Below are 7014 nucleotides of genomic sequence, written 5' to 3'. Positions count from 1 at the left end.
CATTGACAATAATTCTGACAACCATGCTGGTTAGTAAATTTAACAATATTTTTTGATTCTGGATTCCAAAGCTGGTTAAAATCAGAGCCATCAATAGCTAACAGTCGGTATTGGGACTTAAATAATCTTTGAGCCTTTTGTCGTTGATTCATAGTATGGAAAATATGCTCAAAACAGGCCGGAGAGAGCTTGGCCTTTTGCTGAACATAAGCTGATGTAGATACTAATGATTTATCATCAGAGTCTGAAAAAGCATCGTATAGTTCTTTATCAAGACTATTTCCCTGCATATTAATAGTCACTTTAAGCATAGTAAATGGGTCTAATTTACGTGTTCTAGTAAAAGCGCGAGGGTCGCTGATGAAATCATAAATATTATCAGCAGTTTCTCGTATCACATTATCAAGTTGATTTAGTATATTTAATTTTCTCATTACGATTCTCTCTTTAATTTTATCCTTAACTAGTTGGTAAATGACAGAAAACTAACTGCGTTTCACTATAAGATAATTACAAGCTAATTTAAATAATCAGTAAAATGGTAAAAATTTATATACTCATAATTCACAAAAAAACATTTACTAATCAATAAGTAAGTGTCTTATTTTATAAATTTTATTTTCAGATCAAAAATTATCTCTAGCATAAGTGATTCTTTTTTGAGTCTTCTTTTATCCATTTTTGATAAGTTGCTATTTTATCAGCCATAAACTTGGCTTGCTCTTGTGCATCAATTAATTGGTGATATGCAAATTTCTTATATTTTAAAAGATAATCGTACCGAGCTTGCAACGTTGAATTCCCCTGCTCACATAAATCCACATACTTCTTAATATCACTAATCCGCATTCCACATTTTTTTAAGTGCAAAATCGTAATAAACCATTCAAAACTATCTTCACCAAATAATCGTGTATTGTTATTATCACGTTTGACTGTTGGTACTAGCCCCAGGTCTGTATAGTAACGAACTGTGTAAGGCGTTAGATCAAATTTTTGAGCAATTTCTTTTACTGTATACATACTATTCTCCTAATTTTTTGTAATTAATGCTTGCCTTAAGGTTAACCTTAAGGTGTATCTTAGTCAATAAAGTAAGCCTATTGATGAAAAGGAAGGAGTTTTTTTATGTCTACAGAATCAAAAGTATGGTTAATCACTGGTGCTAGTCGAGGAATGGGAAATATCTTTGCTAATTCTATTTTGAATCATGGTGACCGAGTTATTGCCACCGCTCGTGATCTTAGTAAATTAGATAAAATCTTACCAGATAATTCGAACCTGTTAAAAGTAGAACTTGATATTACCAATCAAGAGTCAATTACTCAAGCTCTTGATAAAATTATGGCTCAATTCGGTCGGATTGATATTCTTCTTAACAGCGCTGGTAATTTCTACAGTGGTTATTTCGAAGAGATTAGTCCTGAACAGATTCGTGCTCAATTTGAAACTAATGTCTTTGGAACAATGAGTTTAACCCGCCATGTCTTGCCAATTATGCGTCAGCAAAAGTCTGGTCATATTATTACACTTTCATCTAGTGCTGGACTAGTTGGCTTTGAATATAACGCTGCTTACTCAGCTTCCAAATTTGCCCTTGAAGGTTGGATGGAGGCACTTGAACCAGAGATGGCCCCATTCAATATTAAAGTTACACTCGTTGAGCCTGGCTTTTTCCGGTCAGAATTTCTAACTAAAAATTCTACTAAATTTGGTAACTTAGCAATTGCTGATTATGCAGAAAAAAGCAAAGAATATCAGAGATTTTTTGCTAGTCAAAATGGCCACCAACCGGGTAATCCTGAAAAACTAGCTAATGCTTTGATCCAGCTAGCTCATTCAGATAACCCACCTCTTCACTTTTTAGCTGGTGAAGACACTATTAAGGCAGTTGAAGAAAAAATGGCCAAGTTGCATGAAACTATTGAAAAATACCGTAAACTTTCTACTGATATGACTTTTGATAATTAAGCTGATCTACATTTATTTAGAGAAAAATAAAATTCGGAAGAAGGCTACTCATTATGAAGAAAGCACAATTTGCTAAAGTTGGTGAAATCAAAGTAATTGATACCCCAAAGCCACAAGTAAAACAACCAGATGACGTAATTATTAAAGTTGTTCGAACTTGTGTCTGTGGCTCTGACCTCTGGTCTTTTCGTGGCTTAGACCAGAAGGAAGATCATTCTGAAAATAATGGTCACGAAGCAATTGGGATCGTTGAAGAGGTCGGTGAAGAGATCACGACTGTTAAGCCAGGTGATTTTGTAATTGCCCCTTGTGCACATGGCTGTGGCCATTGTGCGGCTTGCCTTGCCGGGTTTGATGGCTCTTGTCAAAACCATACGGATAACTTTAGTGTTGATTACCAAAGTGAATATATTCGTTATCAACATGGCCAATGGGCTTTGGTAAAGGTACCAGGACAACCAAGTGATTATAGCGAGGGAATGCTCAAATCTTTATTAGCTTTATCTGACGTTATGGCAACGGGCTACCATGCAGCACGGGTTGCTAATGTTTCTGCTGGAGATACAGTCGTTGTCATGGGTGATGGTGCCGTCGGTCTTTGCGCTATAATTGCCGCTAAATTACGGGGTGCCAAGAGAATTATTTCTACTAGTCGTCACGCAGACCGACAAGCACTGGTAAGAGAATTTGGTGCAACAGATAACGTCTCTGATCGAGGAGAGTATGCTGTTGAGCAAATTATGTCATTAACTAACGGCAGTGGTGCCGATGCAGTCCTTGAGTGCGTTGGGACTGATCAATCAATTAAAACAGCTATGCAAGTCGGCCGGCCAGGTGCCATCATTGGCCGAGTTGGCGTTCCACATACGCCTAAGATGGATATGACAGCGCCATTTTTCAAAAACACTATTCTTGCTGGTGGACCAGTTTCGGTCACAACTTACGATAAAAGGGTCTTATTAAAGGCTGTGCTTGATGGTAAGATCAATCCTGGAAAGGTTTTCACAAAGACATACAACTTAGCTGAAATTAACACAGCTTACCATGATATGGATGAGCGTAAAGTAGTAAAGGCATATATTAAGATGTAATTTGGAGGGTGTTATTTTGAAAAAAATAGTAATTTTAACGGGTAGTCCCCATCATCCAGGTACCTCAGAAAGCTTAGCCGATTCCTTCGAAAAAGGTGCTCGTGAAGCTGGTAATGAATTATACCGTTTTGATGCAGGTCGCCGTACTAGTGAATTCTCACTTCTTCAATTACAGGAAACGCCTGGAACGGAAGAGGCTCTGGAACCAGACGATATTATTACTAAAGAGGTAATGCCCAAGCTTATTGAAGCAGACGTAGTTGTTTTAGTATCATCTCTGTACTATTACGGGATCAATGCTGCTCTCAAAGCTGTAATTGATCGTTTTTATGCCTATAATCACGACCTACATGGTAATAACGGTTATAAAGATTCTAGTCATGGTAATCATCAGGCAATTACTCTAATTTCTGGCTATGGTCAGGAAAGTGCCTTTCGGTCTCTAAAAGCCTACTTTGATCAATTACTTAATTATATGCGCTGGGATCGAATTAGTGACGTACTCGCTAGTGACGCTTTAAATGGTGCCAAGCTTAAGAAGCATCAAGAAGAAGCATATCAACTTGGAAAGAGCATTCACTAAAACTAAATATCAAGTTGAAAGCTAATTGATATCTCCGTATTGTTATAGTTGATCATTCTAATAACCGCGTGATATAAATGAACTTTCAGCACAAAAAGCCTCAGCTATATGTAATAGTGAGAGGCTTTTTGTGTAGTCGACAAATTATTCGATTTCTTTCTAGTGCTTATTATAGTTATCGATTAACAGTAAAACATTATTTTTAGCATAGGTATTCTGTACATGGAATCTAGTTTGTCAATAGCTTAACTTAATGACATTGCCTGGTAGCGGCTTCTCCCGATTGGTCTAGTTCGTTATAAGTTTTGCCAGAAATGCGTTAAATAGTGGTCAAAGGTCGAGCGGTCTAAGGTCACATATTTTTCGCGTGCCACCTTATGAGCGGTAATTAACCCGGCCTCCTGCAAAATTTTAAAGTGATAGGACCCCGAAGTCTTACTGATCTGCATCGCCTGACCGATCTCACCACAAGCTACCTCATGGTCAAGTCGGTTTAAGTAACGAACAATTTCAAGACGAATTGGATCAGCGAGGGCCTTGAACACGGCAATATTGTCTTTGGTTGTCACTTCTTGTTTTGTCATATCACTCATCCTACTAGAATTAGTTTATTTCGCAAACCCCACTGCTCAAGGGTCAGGATTTTTTCCGTGTGCGCTGCTTGATGGCCCGATTGATTTGTGTCACCCGGAAATGCTGGTTTAACATCACAACGGCCCAAATAATCACGTAAATGAAAAGAAAACTCGCAAGTGCCACCGGTCCCAGCGACCAATGATTGTAGACCATTAAGGTCAACATCAGGATTGACGTGCCAATCAGGTGAATGCCATATGCTAACGGCCACGCCACCTCTTGATGACCATCGTCGAAGATCATGCTGAGGAGGCCAATGGCCGCACTCACCAGAAGTAGACTCAGAACATTTTTAGTCGACACCGCGGCTGGCGCAACATGCACCGCAATCAGGAGAAAAAAGGTCACAGCACCGTATCCCATACCACGAATACCGTAAATGAACATCTTATTCATTCTCACCCCTCCTATAATCCCAGCTGACGCATCAGTTGCTTAACGTACTTCCGGCTCACGGCGGTCTTCACGTGGTCGGTTAGGATGGCCGTCATATTACCAGAGAAACTATCCTCTAGAGATTCCAAATGATCTAGGTTTAACACGCCATGCTTGGAGACCTGAACGAAAGCCTGGTCGCCAAGCCGCTGAACTAGATGCCGCAAGGTTTCATGAGTCGTAATCGTTCCATTCGTGGTATAGAGCAACAGCGTGTCCTGCTGGATATCGGCCAGAATAATGGCCGCCGTTTTAACCATCACCAAACGATCGGGCGTCTTCACCGGAATAATCCCTGCATAGACCGCCTGATAATCCGCCAGGTAGGCCATCACGTCGGCCACTACCAGACCCTTTGCCGCTGCTTGAACGACCACTAATGGATCGGTCGCCTCAATCGCCAAGTTTTGTTCAAATTCGACCCGCACAAAAATCCCCCCAATTTTCGCTTACCGTTCGTGGATCTGTCGACGTTGGCGTCGCACCTGCCACCACTTTGGCATGAACGCCAACACCACTGCGATAACAAAGATTAGTCCCATTATCTGGTAAGTAGCCCGCTGGGTCAACAAGGTTGACCAGTTAAGTCGAATTCCCATTAATTTTTCAAAGTGTCGTCTTGCTGTTGTCTGACCGGAAAAGGCAGTCGTTAGTTTGCCGTCCATGAGGAATTGACGGTACAAAGCCGCAACGTAGCTCCCCGGGATAAACTTTACCAGGTTCTGTGCCAGACTGGGCATGGTACCAACCGGAATGTAGGTACCTACCAGAAAGCCTGATGCCGTGCCAACGATGGTGCCGAGCTTACCTAGACTATCTTCGGAGTGAATGCCACGAATGATGACGGCATTCACCGCGGTCGCTAGGATCGAGCTCATCACGATCAGTCCCACCACGTTCACGAAGCTTCCCAGTGTCAGGGTTAGGCCATCTGTTAAATAAAAACCGCCCCACATGATCCCCAGCATCACGATCTGCATCGATATACCAATAATGGTGGCACTGACCAAATAACTGGTAAATAAGCGTAGTGGACCGGCATCGGTCAGTTCCAGGTCGGCCGTCACCTGTTTTTCTTGATCAATCACTAATTGACTTAGATTCGTCAATGTCGTGGTAATTCCGGTAATGGCCAGGGTCCCGCCAATTAACCAGTTATCGAGTAACACCTTGGCATCGGGGACTTGCAACCAGCTCGCCAACATACTTTTCTTCAAGAAGACCAAATAAAGCACAAAGGAAATGAGGGCCCCTAACAGTGAGAAGAACACACCGCTACGATTCCGAAAATACAGGAGTAAGTTTCGTTTGATCATGGCCATCATCCTAACGCATCTCCCTTCCCGTCAATGCCAAGAAAGCATCATTCATACTACCGGGTCGAAATTCAAAATTCTCAATTAAATCATGGTTCGTGACTAAAATGTCCATGGCTGCTTGTGCCGTTGCCAGGTCATAGACCAGCCGATCGTCGGTCATTCGCATCGGCTGTTGATCAATTCGAGCGGCAAGTTGCCTAGGACTTGCCGCGGCCAACGTCAACAAGTTACCGGCGTACCGGCGCTTGATTTCCGCCGCCGTCCCCCATGCCAGCACCTTACCATGATCAATCACAATCACATTGTCGGCGGAATCCGCCTCATCTAAGTAATGAGTCGTTAGAATAACCGTCAGATGATGCTCCCGCTGTAGCCGTTGGATCAGTGTCCAGATGGCCAATCGCGTTTGAATGTCCAGACCGGTCGTCGGCTCATCCAAGAAAAGGATATCCGGATTATTTATTAAGGCTCGCGCGATATCGACCCGCCGCTTCTGCCCGCCGGAAAGGGTGCCATAGCGTTGTGACATGAAGCTCGTCAACCCAAGTTGCTTGCTTAAGACGGATACCCGATCGGTCGGCACCCGGCGATATTGGCCGGCCCGAATGTCTAAGTTTTCTTTCACCGTGAGCATTTCGTCTAGCACACTCCCCTGGAAAACAACGCCCAGTCTGGGCTTTCGGTCATACGTCACTTCTCCGGCCGTGGGGATGCTCAGCCCGATTAACATCGACATTGTGGTCGACTTACCCGCGCCGTTAGGCCCTAACAAAGCCGTAAAACTGCCCTGCTTAATCTGTAAATTCACACCGTCCACAGCGACCTGATCGCCAAAAGTCTTCGTTAAGTTTTTCGCTTCTAATAACATTCCCCTCATCTCCTATGCTTGGAGCATACGCCTTGATCAGTCATACCGTCTCGGAGATTTCGATAAGTGGTTAATCAAGCTAGGTAAGTCGTCAAAAAGCATGATTCAAAG

General features: G+C 42.5%; 9 protein-coding genes and 1 pseudogene. 3 read left to right on the top strand and 7 right to left on the bottom strand.

Going from position 1 to position 7014, the window contains the following annotated elements:
* Both LSE01S_RS04750 and LSE01S_RS04745 read right to left on the bottom strand, forming a co-directional pair.
* A pseudogene (locus tag LSE01S_RS04750) lies at positions 1 to 434 on the bottom strand (IS4 family transposase); the annotation flags it as partial.
* A gap of 205 nt (positions 435 to 639) precedes the next feature.
* Positions 640 to 1023, bottom strand: a complete 384-nt coding sequence (locus LSE01S_RS04745) for a MerR family transcriptional regulator (protein WP_061776482.1) — start codon at positions 1021 to 1023, stop codon at positions 640 to 642.
* A 105-nt stretch (positions 1024 to 1128) separates the two neighbouring features.
* Between LSE01S_RS04745 and LSE01S_RS04740 the strand changes: the two genes are divergently transcribed.
* The 3 genes from LSE01S_RS04740 to LSE01S_RS04730 are packed head-to-tail and all read left to right on the top strand — an operon-like array spanning position 1129 to position 3645.
* Positions 1129 to 1971 carry an SDR family oxidoreductase gene (locus LSE01S_RS04740; protein ID WP_061776481.1) on the top strand — a complete coding sequence of 281 codons (843 nt, stop codon included), beginning with the start codon at positions 1129 to 1131 and terminating at the stop codon, positions 1969 to 1971.
* 53 nt (positions 1972 to 2024) lie between these two features.
* A complete protein-coding gene (locus tag LSE01S_RS04735; protein WP_061776480.1) occupies positions 2025 to 3062 on the top strand; it encodes a zinc-binding dehydrogenase in 1038 nt (345 codons plus the stop codon).
* Between the two features lie 16 nt (positions 3063 to 3078).
* A complete protein-coding gene (locus tag LSE01S_RS04730; RefSeq protein WP_061776479.1) occupies positions 3079 to 3645 on the top strand; it encodes a flavodoxin family protein in 567 nt (188 codons plus the stop codon).
* A 296-nt stretch (positions 3646 to 3941) separates the two neighbouring features.
* Here the strand turns inward: LSE01S_RS04730 and LSE01S_RS04725 are convergent, their stop codons facing one another.
* From LSE01S_RS04725 to LSE01S_RS04705, 5 genes are read right to left on the bottom strand one after another with little or no spacing between them, the layout of a single operon-like run.
* Positions 3942 to 4229 carry an ArsR/SmtB family transcription factor gene (locus LSE01S_RS04725; protein WP_082622344.1) on the bottom strand — a complete coding sequence of 96 codons (288 nt, stop codon included), beginning with the start codon at positions 4227 to 4229 and terminating at the stop codon, positions 3942 to 3944.
* Between the two features lie 52 nt (positions 4230 to 4281).
* Positions 4282 to 4677 (bottom strand): DUF3021 family protein, encoded by a 396-nt coding sequence (locus LSE01S_RS04720; protein ID WP_061776477.1) that lies wholly within the window; start codon positions 4675 to 4677, stop codon positions 4282 to 4284.
* A gap of 11 nt (positions 4678 to 4688) precedes the next feature.
* Positions 4689 to 5144, bottom strand: a complete 456-nt coding sequence (locus LSE01S_RS04715; protein ID WP_061776476.1) for a LytTR family DNA-binding domain-containing protein — start codon at positions 5142 to 5144, stop codon at positions 4689 to 4691.
* Between the two features lie 21 nt (positions 5145 to 5165).
* Positions 5166 to 6041 carry an ABC transporter permease gene (locus LSE01S_RS04710; RefSeq protein WP_061776475.1) on the bottom strand — a complete coding sequence of 292 codons (876 nt, stop codon included), beginning with the start codon at positions 6039 to 6041 and terminating at the stop codon, positions 5166 to 5168.
* A gap of 1 nt (position 6042) precedes the next feature.
* On the bottom strand, positions 6043 to 6903 hold the full coding sequence (locus LSE01S_RS04705; protein ID WP_061776474.1) for an ABC transporter ATP-binding protein: 861 nt from the start codon (positions 6901 to 6903) through the stop codon (positions 6043 to 6045).
* Positions 6904 to 7014 lie beyond the last annotated feature (111 nt).

The organism is Levilactobacillus senmaizukei DSM 21775 = NBRC 103853 (assembly GCF_001592085.1).
GTDB lineage: Bacteria > Bacillota > Bacilli > Lactobacillales > Lactobacillaceae > Levilactobacillus > Levilactobacillus senmaizukei.
This window is presented reverse-complemented; position numbering and strand designations above follow the sequence as displayed.